This window comes from Tenacibaculum sp. M341, from assembly GCF_004337695.1.
GTDB lineage: Bacteria > Bacteroidota > Bacteroidia > Flavobacteriales > Flavobacteriaceae > Polaribacter.
The window spans coordinates 41516-56840 of record NZ_SJXJ01000020.1 but is presented as its reverse complement, the minus strand read 5'-3'; the positions used below and the strand labels follow the sequence as shown (position 1 = coordinate 56840).

Below are 15325 nucleotides of genomic sequence, written 5' to 3'. Positions count from 1 at the left end.
CTTAAATTATGGATTATTTATCTGCAACTTATTTTTTTGATTATGAAAGTGATGAAATTCAACAGCTAATCTCAAATTATAAAGATTCTTCATTATCTAAAAAAGAACAGGCTGTAGCTTTGTACTTAAAAATTCGTGATTCATGGAGATATAATCCTTACAACTTAAGTTTATCTAAAGAAAATTATAAAGCAAGTACAATTGCTAAAAAGCCTACAGGACATTGTGTTGAAAAATCGATTTTACTTATTGCTTGTTTACGTGCTTTAAATATTCCTGCCCGTCTTCATTTAGGCAAAGTAAAAAATCATATTGCTGTTGAACGATTGATTGAAAAATTTGGCACCAATGAATTAACACCACATGGAATGGTTCAAATTTATTTGAATGGTCAATGGTTAAAAGCTTCGCCTGCTTTTAATGCTGCTTTGTGTAAAATGTGTAAAGTGGCTCCTTTAGCCTTTGATGGCGAAAACAATTCTTTTTTGCAAAAATTTAATGATGAAGGAAACCTTTTTATGGAATATATTGATGATTATGGGTATTTTGAAGACGTTCCGGTAGACTTTATGATTGCTAATGTAAAAGAACATTACCCACATATTTTTATTACAAAAGATAATACTACCGAGTTTAAGCTTTAATTGGATACAAATACCAAAAGTTTCCTAACGAATAAATATTGAGGTACTTCTATTTGTTATGAATAAAGTAATTTGGTTAAAATTTTAATTCAAATGAAAAAGATCAAAACATTCTACTTAAACTTCATTGTACTTACACTAGTTTTTATTCAGAATAGTTTCTCTCAAACTGAAATTAAAGACACTGTATATTACGATAAGCATTGGAAAGTTTCCACTAAAGACCAACATGCTTTTTACAGACCATTACCTTTAAAAAAGGTAAAAAACCTTTCATTAATAATTGATTTCCATAAAAACGGAAATATGCAAATGCAAGGTTATGCTTACACAGATTCATTAAAAGTTTTTGTGGGAGATGTTTATTGGTACAACAAAGATGGTTTTGATACTTCTCACGAACAAAATTTCAACCTAACTAATCTACCTTTAAAATATTACCACCATAATGGTACTCTTTGGAAAACGATTACCTATAAAAATGGCGTGAAAAATGGTAAAATTGATCTTTTAAACAATAAAGGTAATTTGATATTATCTGAAAATTACAACAATGGATTTACCTCAAATAATACCATTGGTAGTTTTGAAAGAAAGTATTATTCAGGAAAAAGCTCTTTAAAACCAAAAAGACCTTATTCTACTAGTTTCTTAAAAAAAACGTATTGGATGAACAGTGGTAACATTGCCAAAACTGTAGACTATGCTAATAAAAAAATCACAGAGGTTCATTTATACAACCAAAGTAGTAAATTGATTCAAAAGTTATACAAAAGAGATTTTATAGATGACAAACAAGTAAATGGTAAACATTATAAGTATAAGACTAAAAATGGTTTTGTTACTGAATTAGACTCTGTTAATGGAAATAGTCAGACTAGTAAAATAATACATTTAAACAACATCAATCTAATAGGCACTGATAAAAATGGTACTCTTGAATTTTATCAAAAAAAAGGAACTGATGCATACTTAGAAATAAACCACAACTTACTATACAATCCTTCAACTCCTTTAAAATCATTTTGGTCTTATCGTAACGTTAATAGAAGTTATTCTTTAGAAACTGTCACAAAATATTCTGATCAAATTATTAGGGTCAGTGATATTAAATCGCAAACAGTAGAAAGTTTATTGAAATCCATTTCAAAAAAAGAATGGAGTAATGACTATTCAGAATCTCAATCTTACTCTAAAAATAGGGTAAAACATAAAATAATTTTCAAACAATTTAATTCAGATTTTTTTGTTCATCTTGATTTGAATTTTAAAAAAGTTAATCATGGCGGATTTGGATCCTCATACACCTACAAAGATGACGACTTGAAAAAATGGCGTGTAGAAAATGCTAACTTTTATACTATAAATGTGTTACTTATCAATAATGAAAAACCAATATTGATGTTAAGCTATGAAGACGAAATAGCATATTATATCATCCCTACAAAAAAAGGACTTGTTGTAAATTTCAACAGAGAAAACAACGCTACAGAAAATGTTAACTCTAAGCTAAGTAATGATATTTTAAAACAGTTAATACAATACTCCAATGCTACTATTTTTTATGGTATAACATCTCAAAACGAAAAAAAGTATATCACAAATTCTTTTAATGAAATAGTCATCAATAAAGCCTACGATTATATTGAAAGAAACAATGCTTACATCATCTGTAGAAATAAAAATGATATCGATATTTACAACTCTAAATTAGAAAAACTTCCTATTCCTAATATTAGACAAGTTTACTACGACAGAGGTAATTTGCAAATATTAGCGAATAACAATGTCTCTTTTATTGATGTTTTAGGAAACAATACTGAAAAACAACAAATATCATATTTATTTTGCGGCACAGTTGGCTATACCGATTTTAATATTGTAACTGAAAAAACAGCTAGTAAAAAGCTTGTGAATGCTATAAAAATAACCAATGGCGAATTTGGTCATAAACCTATGGAAAACAATATATTACTTCTTGAAAATTTAGACCATAAATACGACATCACTTTTCTTAATAAAACAAAATCTGAAGGCTATAATGGTAATAGTAGTTTTGTTGATGGTTATCAAAACAGAACAAATTTGTTAGTTGTAAAAAGAAGAAAAAAAGTTGGCTTGTTCTCTTATAGTCATGATGTAAAATTCAACTATTTAGATAAAGAAACTCCTAAAGAGGATGCATTATTAATTCCTGAAATTATAGACATTAATGCTCCAAAATATGGAAAAGCTATAGCTAAAGAATTACTACCTGTACAATATGATGAAATTGAATTAAGAGAACCTTTAATAATTGTAAAAAAGGATGACAAATATGGAATTTATTCTTTTAAAACAGTACTTAAATACAAAACACTAGGTAAAGTTAATACTAACTTTATGTCTTATGAAGCTTTAACTGGTGAAAAAGGCTGGATAGATGTTCGAACTTTGAAAGAGTATCCGAATAAATAAGAGATAAATGTATTTAAAACAAAAACAGGTTGTCAAATGACAACCTGTTTTTGTTTATGTATTCTGATAACTATACTATTTCTACAAATAATCCTTCATCAGTTTTAGAAACCTTTGCTAAATTATTTTTAGTTAAACCTTTGATAGTTTTATCCCATTTCTTGTTACTTAATCCTGACTGAGATTTTAATGCATTTAAATCAATTTTCTCAGCTTTTTCAATTAATGCTAATAAAGCTTTCTCTTCATCATTTAAAGCTACAGAAGGCGCTTGTCTTTCTGGTTTCATTTGAGGGAAGAATAATACTTCTTGAATTGATGGATTGTTTGTTAAATACATAATTAAACGATCCATTCCAATACCTAATCCTGAAGTTGGAGGCATACCATACTCTAAAGCTCGTAAGAAATCTTGATCAATAAACATTGCTTCATCATCTCCTCTGTCAGCTAATTTTAACTGTGCTTCAAAACGCTCTCTTTGATCAATTGGGTCATTTAACTCAGAATATGCATTGGCAATTTCTTTACCACATACCATTAATTCGAAACGCTCTGTTAATTCAGGATTATCTCTGTGCTCTTTACATAAAGGAGACATTTCTTTTGGATAATCTGTAATGAAAGTTGGTTGTATGTAGTTTCCTTCACACTTTTCACCAAAAATCTCGTCAATTAACTTTCCTTTACCCATGGTTTTATCAACCTCTATCCCCATACCTTTAGCAGCTTCAAACAACTCCTCTTCAGATTTACCATTAATATCGAAACCTGTAAAGTGTTTGATAGAATCAGCCATTGTTACACGTGCATATGGAGCTTTAAAATCAACTTCATGCTCGCCAAAAGTAGCTTTCGTTGTTCCGTTTACAGCAATAGCACAATGCTCTAATAACTTTTCTGTAAACTCCATCATCCAATTGTAATCCTTATAGGCTACATAAATTTCCATTGCTGTAAATTCAGGATTATGAGTTCTATCCATTCCTTCGTTACGGAAGTTTTTAGAAAACTCATAAACACCATCAAAACCACCAACGATTAATCTTTTTAAATATAATTCGTTAGCAATACGCATATATAATGGAATATCTAATGAATTATGATGCGTAATAAAAGGTCTTGCTGCTGCTCCTCCAGGAATTGGTTGTAAAATTGGTGTTTCAACTTCAAAGTAACCAGCATCGTTAAAAAACTGACGCATAGCATTGAATAATTTTGTTCTTTTAACAAATACCTCTTTTACATTTGGATTTACTACTAAATCAGCATATCTCTGACGGTAACGCATTTCTGGATCTGTAAATGCATCGAATACATTACCTTCTTTATCTGTTTTTGGTAATGGTAATGGTTTTAAAGCTTTACTTAATAACTTAAAGTCTTTAACCATTACGGTAGTTTCACCAACTTGAGTTTTGAATAACTCTCCCTCAATTCCAATGAAATCTCCAAAATCTAATAATTTTTTAAATAAGTCATTGTACTTCATTTTGTCTTCTCCAGGACAAATTTCATCACGATTGAAGTACACCTGAATTCTACCTTCACTATCTTGCAATTCTGCGAACGAAGCTTTTCCTTGTACTTTCTTAGACATTAATCTACCAGCAATAATAACCTTTTCACCTTCCTTATAGTTCTGTTTAATCTTTTTCGAATTAGAATTTAAAGGAAATAAGTCTGCTGGATATGGATTAATCCCTAGCTCACGTAATTTTGCAAGCTTTTCTCTACGTACAATTTCTTGTTCTGATAATTGCATTACTATTTTGTTTAAGTGATTTAAATTAAAGGCGCAAAGATACGATCTATTACATAACTAGACAATGAAGTATATTTTAAATACACTACTGAATTTATATTTTTTTAAAGAAAATGAGAAAAAAACCAAAAAAAATTTGGTGAGTTGTTTTTAAAGCGTATATTTGCAGGCTGCTTTTTATGAAAGCAGCGTTTAGTTGTGTTGTTGGCAAGAAATTGCCAAAGGTTTTGTTAACCAATGGAAAGCTTCCCAAAAATGGGTTGCTTTTTTTTTACCTATTTTTTGCGAAAATATATCTTTTTCTTAACATATACAACTAAAGAACCGTAATCAGATCCATTATAAATAAAATAAAGTACAATATAGCTGTAGAAAATTTAATGAAGGTTGACGTTAAAAACCCAATAAACGCTCCAAATGAAGCTTTTAGCGCTCTATTTATATCTTCACTATCATACAACAACTCCCCTACCAACGCACCTGAAAAAGCACCAATTACAATACCAAAAGGAATTGGAGACAATAATCCTACTATTAAGCCTATGGTGGTTCCGTAAGCTCCATATTTTGAACCTCCAAACTTTTTAGCTCCGATGGTTGGTATAAAATAATCTAAAATAAAAATGAAAACTGCAACAAACAATGTAACTCCTAAATACATCCAGTTTTCAGCAATAGGCGATGTTAATTGAATTAATAATAATCCTACCCAACTTGTAATAGGCCCCGGTAATACAGGTAAAAAAGATCCTACAATTCCCAAGCAAACAAACACAAAACCTAAAACTGTTAAAAATACATCCATCTTTTTAATACTTAATTTATAAATGGAAAATGAAATTTTTTCTTTTCCTCTTCTTCTCTACTTATTAAGACGCTCAAAAGTTCAAAATGTTACTTTTTAACTAAAAAATTAGTTTAAACTAATTTTTTAGTTATATTTGTAACCATAACAGATTCAATATAAAAAGTCTATGAATAAACAATTAACAAAAGCAGAAGAACAAATAATGCAAGTTTTATGGGAACTAGAAGAAGCTTCTGTGAAAGAAGTTATAGAAAAATTACCCATACCAAAACCTGCTTACAATACAGTATCAACAATCATCAGAATTTTAGAAACGAAAGAATTTGTAGCTCACAAACCTAAAGGTAGGGGCTACGTGTATTATCCTATTATTCCAAAATCTGATTACAGCAATCAGAGTTTACATAAATTAATGAATGGATATTTTGGCGGCTCTTTTAAAAATATGGTTTCTTTTTTTATGAAAGAGAACAAAATGGATATAAATGAATTAGAAAGTATTATGAGGGAGGTAAATAAAAGTGAAAAAAAATAATTGCTATGATTTTTTATATTTTACAAGTCGTTTTATTTCAAGTTTTATTTTTACTTGTATATGATATTGCTCTTAGTAAAGAAACGTTCTTTACTAAAAACAGGTTGTATTTATTAAGTACTACGGTTACCTCTTTTTTTATTCCTCTTTTTAAAATTGAAACATTAAATGAAGTCGTTTCTCAAGAATATACTGTTTTACTACCTGAAATAGTATTATCTCCTCAAAAGGTTATCGAAAAAACGAGTTGGTACCAATCCATCAATTATGTAGAAGTTTTATTCGTTTTGGGTATGATGCTTTTTGCTGCTATTTTTTTTATCAGACTTTTTAAGTTGATTCGTTTAATTCACAATCACAAAAAGAGTTCTTACAAATCTTACACACTAGTTTTACTACCTAAAAACACAAAAGCTTTTTCTTTTTTCAATTATGTTTTTATTGGAGAAGAACTTACTGGAGAAAAGAAAAACAATATTATTAAACATGAACTAGTTCACTGTAAACAAAAGCACACGTTAGACTTACTTTTATTTGAATTATTAAAAATTGTAATGTGGTTCAATCCTATGATTTGGATTTTTCAGAAAAGAATTTCACTAGTTCACGAATTTATTTCTGATGAAGTTGTGAGTAAATCTTCAGAAAAAAACAATTATATCAATAATTTATTATCCGAAATATTTCAGGTTGAAAACATATCTTTTGTTAATCAATTTTATAAAAAATCGCTAATAAGAAAAAGAATTACCATGATTACTAAAAAAAGATCTAAGCAAATTAAAAATCTTAAATATTTTTTATTAGCTCCAATAGTTGTTATTATGTTATTTTATACTTCTTGCTCAAATAATCAAAAAAGTAACATCGTAGTAACGTCTTATTCAAAAGAAGACTCCTTTACATATAACGATAACAGACTTATGTGGCCATCTACCCCGTTCTACAACATAAACATTAAAAATAAATATGCTTTATATGACGTTCCTCTTTCTATGACTGGTGTTATTCCGACATATCCTGGTTGTGAAGAAGGTGATAGAGATTGTTTTAATAATAAAATAAAAGAGTTTGTAATTGAAAACTTTGATTTTGATTTACTTACAAAGAGTAAACCTCACAATGAAGTTTATGTTCATTTTACAATAACTAAAAAAGGGACTGTTAAAAACATTAAAACAAAAACTGAATTTCCTGAGATAGAAAAACATGCTATTGAGGTGTTAAAAAAATTACCTCGAATGAAACCAGCTATAAAAAAAGGAAAAATAGTAGAAATTTCATACTATTTGCCATTGATGTACAAAATTAAAAAAACATAAAATTATGCTTACTTATGTTTTACAAGTCGTTTTATTTCAAGTTTTATTTTTACTTGTATATGATATTGCTCTTAGTAAAGAAACGTTCTTTACTAAAAACAGGTTGTATTTATTAAGTACTACGGTTACCTCTTTTTTTATTCCTCTTTTTAAAATTGAAACATTAAATGAAGTCGTTTCTCAAGAATATACTGTTTTACTACCTGAAATAGTATTATCTCCTCAAAAGGTTATCGAAAAAACGAGTTGGTATCAATCCATTAATTATGTAAAAGTTTTTTTCGTTTTGGGTATGATACTTTTTGCTATTATTTTTTTTATCAGACTTTTTAAGTTGATTCGTTTAATTTATAATCACAAAAAGAGTTCTTACGAATCTTACACATTAGTTTTACTACCTAAAAATGCTAAAGCTTTTTCTTTTTTCAATTACATTTTTATTGGAGAAGAACTTACTGGAGAAAAGAAAAACAATGTTATTAAACATGAATTAGTTCACTGTAAACAAAAGCACACTTTAGACTTACTTTTATTTGAAATATTAAAAATTGTAATGTGGTTCAATCCTATGATTTGGATTCTACAAAAGAGAATTTCACTAGTCCATGAGTTTATTTCTGATGAAGTTGTGAGTAAATCTTCAGAAAAAAACAATTACATCAATAATTTATTATCCGAAATATTTCAGGTTGAAAACATATCATTTGTCAACCAATTTTATAAAAAATCGCTAATAAAAAGAAGAATTACCATGATTACTAAAAACAGATCTAAACAAATTAAAAATCTTAAATACTTGTTACTAGTTCCTGTTATGGTTAGCATGTTATTTTATACTTCTTGCTCTAATAATCAAAAAAGTAATGTAGCTGCATCTTTTACAAAGAACCTTTTCATTGACTATACCGCTAATTTAAATGATATGAAGGAAGATTTACCTCATTATAAAATCAACATTAAAAACAAATATGCTCTAAACGATGTACCCCTTTCTATGACCGGTATTTTCCCAACATATCCTGGATGTGAGGAAGGTGATAGAGCTTGTTTTAATAATAAAATAAAAGAGTTTGTAATTGAAAATTTCGATTTTGATTTACTCGTAAAATACGATTCTTATCATGAAATTTATGTTCATTTTACTGTAAACAAACAAGGAAATATTGAAAATGTTAGAACAAATACAAATTATCCTGAGTTAGATAAACATGCGGTAAATGTTGTAAAAAGATTACCAAAAATGAAACCAGCAATAAAAAATGGAAAAGCTGTTTCAGTGTATTATTCATTACCTGTAATGTATAGAATCAAACAATAATGAGATTAATTTTAATTACACTATTAATAAGTTCTGCTGTGTTTTCTCAGCAAATACCAGATACTTTATATCAACCTAAAGTTGAAAAGAAATACAATTCAACTATTTATGTAGATCATGCACATCGTAATTTTCATCGAATTGATAATCGTTTTTTACCTTTTGCAAAAGTATTGAGAAATGCTGGATACAATGTTAAGGCATCTAAACATAAGTTTTCAAACACTTATTTAAAGACTATTAAAACCTTGGTTATTTCTAATGCCCTATCAGAAAACAGTCGTCCTCCATTTGTTATACCAACACCAAGTGCCTTTACAGATGAAGAAATAAAAAACATCACAAAATGGGTAGCTAAAGGTGGGCATTTATTTTTAATTGCTGATCATATGCCTTTTGCAGGAGCTAGTGAAAAACTTGCCAAAGCTTTTGGTTTTACTTTTTATGACAGCTTTTTGTTTGATGAAAATAGAGGTGGAATTATTGACTATACAATAAATGAAAATACTTTAGAAAATCACGAAGTAACTAACAACATCCAGAAAATAGTTTCTTTTACTGGACAAGCATTTAAAACTCCTGAAAAAGCAATTTCCATTTTAAAACCTAAAGAAAAATATATTATACACTTACCTGACACTATGTGGCGATTTTCAGAAAAAACAAAACGATTATCTGCAAAAGGTTTATCTCAAGGAGCAATTATGCAGTTTAAAAAAGGAAAAGTAGCAATATTTGGAGAAGCAGGAATGTTTACTGCTCAACTAGCAGGACCCAATCAATTTAAAGTAGGAATGAACTCACCTGATGCTACTGAAAATTATAAATTGTTACTTAACATTGTTAGTTGGTTGACTAAAGAAGAAAAATAAAATACATGAACATAAAAATTTTAACTATTGTTTTTGCAATGGTAATTACACAGATTAATGCTCAAAACAACATTGTATCAATAGATAGTTTAATAAAAACAGGAAGGTATAAACAAGCATTATCTATATTGGATAAATCAGAAGAAACATTTAAGAGTAACAGTAAAATTGCTATAATATATGAAGCCATAGATAATCATAAAAAAGCATCAGAATTTTATAAAAAAGCGCTTACGTTTAAAGATGATTATCGTACAAAAATTAAGTTAGGTAAATCATTAATAAAACAACAAAAGATAAAAGAAGCGATTACTTTATTTGAAGAGGTTTCGGTACAAGATGAAAATAATTTATTTGTAAAATATATGTTAGGAAAACTGTATTTACAACGTAAAAAAGCTAAAAAAGCCAAAATTATTTTCAATGAATTAATTAAGAAAGATCTTAGAAATGCCAATTATCACTATCAATTAGGTTTAGCAAATATGCTTCTAGGAGAAAAAAATAAGAGAATAGATAACTTTTTAGCTGCGTATGATTCAGATAAAACACATTTTAAAGCTATAGAGAAACTAGCTAGAGTTTACACAAAATTAAGAGATAAAGATTCCGCAAGGTTATTTACAGAAAAAGGGTTGTATTTAAACCCCAATCACATTAATTTAAATAGATTAAAAATTAATGCCTTGTATCTAGAAAAAAAATATAAGCAGAGTATTCTTCTGTTAAATAGAATAGATTCTTTAGCTCCCAAAGAACATTATACAAATAAGATGTTAGCTAAATGTTATTATCAATTAAAAGACTATGAAAAAGCTGCAAAGTATTTTTCTATTGCTACTAAGTTAGATTATGAAGACTTTAAGAGTCATCGTTATTTAGGAGATATCTATTATGAACAAGATAAGACACAAAAAGCAATGTACAGCTATTTTTTGTCGACTTATGTAGGTAAAAAAACAAGAGATAAAGGATATATGGGCTTGGCAAAAGTGTATTCAAGAATGAAACTACCAAAGCGTGTAATTGAACAATATAAATTAGCAATAAAGGAAAATAGAAAAAATCACTTAGCATTATATGAATTAGCTAGAATATCAGAAAACTTTTATAAAGATAAAAAAATAGCATATAATCTGTTTACTAAATATATAGCGCAATTTGAAGGTAAGGATAAAGATATAGATGCTTTTGTAAAAAATAGGTTAAATGCAATAAAAAAAGAATACTTCTTAAAAGGAGAACCTCTAAAATAGAACTATTTTTTATATTTTCACTTTGTAATTTTTTGATAAGGTGATTTATAGGATTATTTGTTTATTGGTAGTAATACTTGTTTATACATCGTGTAAACAAGTTTCTAGTACAAAAGCAACTCCTGTAAAAGATACTATTGTTGATTTTTCATCTGTAGATGAATCACCTACTTTTAAAGAATGTGAATCATTATTGGGCAATGCAAAAACCAATTGCTTTAGAACCAACATGAGAAAAACATTTACAAAAGCCTTAAAAAAATATACCATCTCATCTAGAGAATCTTTAGAAGAAACTATACTAGTAACATTGGTTATAGATAAAGAAGGCAAAATGTATGTAAAAAATGTTGATGCATCAGAATTACTAAAAAGTCTATTACCTCAAATAGATACTATTTTAGAGCATACAACAGAAGAATTCCCTAATTTATTTCCAGCTACTAAAAGAGGAATTCCTGTAACAACACAGTACACTTTACCTATAAATATAAAAACAAAGGAATAAAAACTTATTCCTTTGTTTAATTTTAATTTTTTAATTCCTTTCAGTACAAATATTGAGTTTTATAAAAAACTAGTACAAAGGCAAATAATAACATCACGTTTTTTGTTGTTTTGATTCTCATTTTTAGTCAATTTACATTATTGAGATCGCAAAACTACAACGCTTCTTTGCCTAAATTCACCGTTAAAAAATGGAGAGTTTCATGGTAATTTCCCCTTTAATTTTAAGTCTTTTTCTTTTTACCATACGAATACTTTCACCTTGTTGTTAACTTAAAACCCAAACCAACAACACTACCATTAAAGGAAAGAAAAACACACACTCTGCAATAAACAACCAAAAAATAAAAATTAAAAAATTGAATTGAGTAGGCTTCTTTTTTAAAACTAACTTTCTAACCTCTTCTAATGGTAATTTTAAAAGTTCCTCTTTACTAATATCTAAGTCAATAATTCCATTATACTTTAAACCTGTTTTATAACCTCTAATCATTTCTTTCGGATAATTCAAAAAACTAAATCCTGCTGCCCAAAAAGCCATAATATTAATCGGAAAATGCTTCCATATTCCTGTAGCAATTTCCCAACCCGCTATAAAACTTTCTCCTTTCCATGAAATATCACAGTCGAATAAAACATGTTGAATATCATGAATGTATACTACCTTTTTTCTAAAATCAGAATTTGGTAGCTTTAATGAGAATAATCGAAATTTCAGAATAAAAAAATCTTGATTTTCACCACCGTCAGTATCTAAATTATTATTGTTATAAAATTGTTGTAATTTTTCAGAGACAATCATACTTACTATTTGTTTTTAACAAAGCTACAGTGCGATTTCTATTTAAATCTTGACAATTATCAAGAAAACTACAACGAATAATAGTTGTTATGATTTTATAGAAGAAATAAAATATAATTTTGCTTTCACAAATCCGTTTATAGTGGATTCAAAAACTATAAGAAATAGAAGAAACTAAACATGAAAACAATATATTATATAATTACAGCTTCACTCCTATTTATTTTAACAGCCTGTGGAGAAGATGACAAAAAACAATCAGAAAAAAGCATCTTAAAGCACAAAGTCAATAGTGGAAAAGAAACTATTGTAAAAATAAAGAACACCTTTGAAAACGAAGAGTTAGATACTTCTAGTATTATTGAAAAACTTCAAAAACAAGCTGAAGACTACAGTATAAAACCAGTAAGTTATTTTAAATATGTTACTGCTGAAAATGGTCTTTTATACAGAGAGGCTCCTGGTGGTAAAAAACAGCAAAAATTTTCATTTGCTACAAAAGTAGAAGTGGTTGCTGAGACTAATAAAGAAATGGCAGTTACTGATAAAGGTGAAGAAATTATTGGTAAATGGGTAGCTGTAAAAAAGGATGAATTTTCTGAAGAAATTGTTTTTGTTTTCGATGGTTTTTTAGGTGATTTAGAAGATATAGACAGAGAAAAGGTTATTAAAAAATCGCCTATTGCTTTTGAAAAAGTTTCTCAAAGAGGAATTATATTACCTGGTACACACTCTATTTACAATAAAAAATTGAAAAAAATAAGTCAGTTAACTGTTGACAAAATTGGTAGTGTTTATGTTGTTGAAAAAACAATGTATAAGAGACCTGAACAAAAAGGAAAAGATTATTGTGATTGGGCTAATTATGTAGAAGTAGTATATGGTAGGGATAAGTTTATCTTATTTGGAAAAAACATTTTAAAAGTATTACACAGTAAAGAAGCTAAATTCGCTAATAGAGAGATCGATTTTTTAGTGGCTAAAAATTACACCACCTCTGCTAACGATGAAAGCGGTAAAACTTTTTGTAATGATTTTAATGATATTATTATTAAAGAAAAAAATAATTATCAGTACATACAACATCAACCATTTGATGGCGAAGAAAACAAAGGAAAAAAAGTTTTAATGAACGATGGAAGTATCTCTGAAAAAATATCTCATGTTCAGGTAGAAAATGATGCTATAATTATTCAAGTTAATCAAAATTTTCAAGGAAGTATGAGTACTTACCAATTAAATATTTTTGAAAATAATGGTTGGAAATTTACTCAATCAACTACTCAAAACAAATAAGACCTATTAAATTAACTTAATACCAAAAACTTAAAATATGTTTTAGAAAATTGTCTGATTAAATTTTACGTATTATCTTTCTTTTAATTTTATTTCCTATTCAATTAAATATGAAAAATATAGACATTCAAAACATTATCAGTTTAATTCAACAAAAAGCTATTATTTATGTTCCTAAATTATTGTTAGGCGGACTTATTTTATGGCTTGGTATGAAATTAATTAAACGATTGGTTGTTGTATTAGCTAAAGTGATGGAAAAAGCAGGCTTTGATGATACTATTCGCCCTTTTTTAATTTCAATGATCAATTTTGTTTTAAAGGGAGCTTTATTACTAACTATTGCATCTATTTTAGGAGTAAATTTATCTAGTTTAGTAGCACTTTTAGCAGCAGTTGGTTTTGCTATTGGTATGGCTTTACAGGGAAGTTTAGGGAATTTTGCTTCTGGAATTCTTATTTTAACATTAAAACCATACAAATCTGGTGATTGGATTCAAGTAGAAGAGAAATTTGGTAAGGTAGAAGAAATTGGAATTTTTAGTACCAATATTGTATCTCCTGGTCATAAAACATTAATTATTCCAAATTCAAAAATTACTGATGGAGTCGTAACTAACTTTTCAAAAAAAGGTATGGTTCGTTTAGAAATTAATGCAACAATGCCTTATGCAGAAAGTTTTCCTCGTGTAAAAAAAATAATACAAAATGCTATAGCTAAAATTGATAATATTTTAGAGGAACCTACAACTGAAATTGGTATTGAAAACTTCGATTCTCATAGCATAGAACTAAGCATTCGTCCATATGTACACCCTGAAGACTTTTGGCAAGTTACTTTCGATACTCATGAAGTTATAAAAAAAGCATTTAGCGACCACAAAATACAGGTAGCTTATTCTGAAGGTGTTGAACTCGGAAGTATTGGCGAATAAAAAAAAATATTTTTTTGTAAGGAATCGAAAAGACTACGTCTAAATTGACATTTGACTGTCAATTTTTAATGTTTAATGTATCTTTTCGATAATCTTTCTAAATTACTTTTACTTTCTGTTAAAGAGCAAAAGCCTACGGATAAAATTCAAACGGAAATTTCGAAAATACCTTTAAAAAAACTTAAAGAAAAACTAAACAACGATACTGAAAAAAAGACTTTTTGGATCAATTTATACAATGCTTATTTTCTAATTTTAAGAACAGAATTAAACCTTACTAAACCTAAAATATATACCGAAAAGGTTATTACAATTGCTAATCATAATTTTAGTTTAGACGATATAGAACATGGTATTTTAAGAAAGTATCGTTATAAATATTCATTGGGATATTTTCCTAACTTTTTTACTCGAAAATTAATTAAAGAACTTGCTGTTTCTAAAATAGATTATCGTATTCATTTTGCTCTTAACTGTGGCGCAAAAAGTTGTCCTCCAATTGTTTTTTATAATTCAGAAAAAATTGCACTTCAATTAGATGATGTTACTCAATCTTTTCTTGAATTTGAAACAGATTTCGATCATTCAAAAAAAGAAGTGTATACAACTATGTTATTTAAATGGTTTTTAGGTGATTTTGGTGGAACAAAAGGCATTAAAAAAATATATCAACAGCAATTAAAAAAAGACATTTCTGATTATAAAATTAAGTTTAAACCTTATTCTTGGGAAGAAAACTTAAATAACTTCATATAATCATTTAATAATACTTACGTAACAAGACTTCGTTGTTTTATTTATTCTTTGA

General features: G+C 27.8%; 14 protein-coding genes. 11 read left to right on the top strand and 3 right to left on the bottom strand.

Going from position 1 to position 15325, the window contains the following annotated elements; genetic code table 11:
* Positions 1-8 precede the first annotated feature (8 nt).
* On the top strand, positions 9-644 hold the full coding sequence (locus EYW44_RS17980; protein WP_132725882.1) for a transglutaminase-like domain-containing protein: 636 nt from the start codon (positions 9-11) through the stop codon (positions 642-644).
* A gap of 93 nt (positions 645-737) precedes the next feature.
* Positions 738-3101, top strand: a complete 2364-nt coding sequence (locus tag EYW44_RS17975; protein ID WP_132725879.1) for a hypothetical protein — start codon at positions 738-740, stop codon at positions 3099-3101.
* A 70-nt stretch (positions 3102-3171) separates the two neighbouring features.
* On the opposite strand, the gene lysS is transcribed toward EYW44_RS17975, so the two are convergent.
* Entirely contained in the window at positions 3172-4866 is a 1695-nt protein-coding gene (gene lysS, locus EYW44_RS17970; RefSeq protein WP_132725876.1) for a lysine--tRNA ligase, read from the bottom strand.
* A 316-nt stretch (positions 4867-5182) separates the two neighbouring features.
* Positions 5183-5671 (bottom strand): DUF456 domain-containing protein, encoded by a 489-nt coding sequence (locus EYW44_RS17965; RefSeq protein WP_132725873.1) that lies wholly within the window; start codon positions 5669-5671, stop codon positions 5183-5185.
* A gap of 169 nt (positions 5672-5840) precedes the next feature.
* Here EYW44_RS17965 and EYW44_RS17960 point away from each other — a divergent pair, with 169 nt between their 5' ends.
* The 6 genes from EYW44_RS17960 to EYW44_RS17935 all read left to right on the top strand — a co-directional run bounded on the left by EYW44_RS17960 (position 5841) and on the right by EYW44_RS17935 (position 11485).
* On the top strand, positions 5841-6209 hold the full coding sequence (locus EYW44_RS17960; protein WP_132725870.1) for a BlaI/MecI/CopY family transcriptional regulator: 369 nt from the start codon (positions 5841-5843) through the stop codon (positions 6207-6209).
* A 5-nt stretch (positions 6210-6214) separates the two neighbouring features.
* Entirely contained in the window at positions 6215-7531 is a 1317-nt protein-coding gene (locus tag EYW44_RS17955) for a M56 family metallopeptidase (RefSeq protein ID WP_132725867.1), read from the top strand.
* Between the two features lie 4 nt (positions 7532-7535).
* A complete protein-coding gene (locus EYW44_RS17950; protein WP_132725864.1) occupies positions 7536-8849 on the top strand; it encodes a M56 family metallopeptidase in 1314 nt (437 codons plus the stop codon).
* Positions 8849-9721 (top strand): DUF4350 domain-containing protein, encoded by an 873-nt coding sequence (locus EYW44_RS17945; RefSeq protein WP_132725861.1) that lies wholly within the window; start codon positions 8849-8851, stop codon positions 9719-9721. The genes EYW44_RS17950 and EYW44_RS17945 overlap by 1 nt, the downstream gene beginning before the upstream one ends.
* A gap of 5 nt (positions 9722-9726) precedes the next feature.
* Positions 9727-10977 (top strand): tetratricopeptide repeat protein, encoded by a 1251-nt coding sequence (locus EYW44_RS17940; protein WP_132725858.1) that lies wholly within the window; start codon positions 9727-9729, stop codon positions 10975-10977.
* Between the two features lie 64 nt (positions 10978-11041).
* The gene (locus EYW44_RS17935; RefSeq protein WP_132725856.1) at positions 11042-11485 is read left to right on the top strand and encodes a hypothetical protein; all 444 of its coding nucleotides are present in this window, start codon (positions 11042-11044) and stop codon (positions 11483-11485) included.
* A gap of 267 nt (positions 11486-11752) precedes the next feature.
* Here the strand turns inward: EYW44_RS17935 and EYW44_RS17930 are convergent, their stop codons facing one another.
* Positions 11753-12286: a hypothetical protein gene (locus tag EYW44_RS17930; RefSeq protein WP_132725853.1), complete on the bottom strand. Its 534-nt coding sequence runs from the start codon at positions 12284-12286 to the stop codon at positions 11753-11755.
* A 180-nt stretch (positions 12287-12466) separates the two neighbouring features.
* Between EYW44_RS17930 and EYW44_RS17925 the strand changes: the two genes are divergently transcribed.
* The 3 genes from EYW44_RS17925 to EYW44_RS17915 all read left to right on the top strand — a co-directional run bounded on the left by EYW44_RS17925 (position 12467) and on the right by EYW44_RS17915 (position 15273).
* On the top strand, positions 12467-13582 hold the full coding sequence (locus EYW44_RS17925; protein ID WP_132725850.1) for a hypothetical protein: 1116 nt from the start codon (positions 12467-12469) through the stop codon (positions 13580-13582).
* A gap of 110 nt (positions 13583-13692) precedes the next feature.
* On the top strand, positions 13693-14517 hold the full coding sequence (locus EYW44_RS17920) for a mechanosensitive ion channel family protein (RefSeq protein WP_132725847.1): 825 nt from the start codon (positions 13693-13695) through the stop codon (positions 14515-14517).
* A gap of 75 nt (positions 14518-14592) precedes the next feature.
* On the top strand, positions 14593-15273 hold the full coding sequence (locus EYW44_RS17915) for a DUF547 domain-containing protein (protein WP_132725844.1): 681 nt from the start codon (positions 14593-14595) through the stop codon (positions 15271-15273).
* The last annotated feature ends 52 nt before the right edge of the window (positions 15274-15325 follow it).